This is a genomic window from Cognatundibacterium luofuense, assembly GCF_018139685.1.
Lineage (GTDB): Bacteria > Pseudomonadota > Gammaproteobacteria > Burkholderiales > Burkholderiaceae_D > Undibacterium > Undibacterium luofuense.
Genome location: NZ_JAGSPN010000455.1, coordinates 1 through 318 on the forward strand (window position 1 = coordinate 1; position 318 = coordinate 318).

Annotated in this window: 1 protein-coding gene; it reads left to right on the plus strand. The window is 49.7% G+C overall.

Translation table 11 applies throughout. The features are described 5' to 3' along the window. Window positions 1-51: 51 nt before the first annotated feature. Window positions 52-318, plus strand: a 267-nt coding sequence (locus KDM89_RS21200; RefSeq protein ID WP_463322643.1) for an MraY family glycosyltransferase, incomplete at its 3' end; no start/stop codon positions are given.

Below are 318 nucleotides of genomic sequence, written 5' to 3' on the forward strand. Positions count from 1 at the left end.
CATGTTCACCACAAATTTTCTGCCGATCAAAGTGGCTCCGGACCGCAAAAGATGCATCATGGCGCAACCCCACGCATAGGTGGCGTCCCGATATTTGCAGGCTTACTGTCGGCCTTAGCGGCCTTGTATCTGGGTGAGTGGCACGTCAATAGTTTGTTTTTTGTACTCGCCATTTTGCCTGTATGGCTGGCTGGGATCATTGAGGACGTCACAAAGAAAGTTAGCCCGTTAAAGCGTTTGTTGGCTGCGTTTGTTGCTGCCTTGCTAGGGATGTGGTTGTTGGATGCGAAATTGATACGCTTAGGATTGCCTTTACTG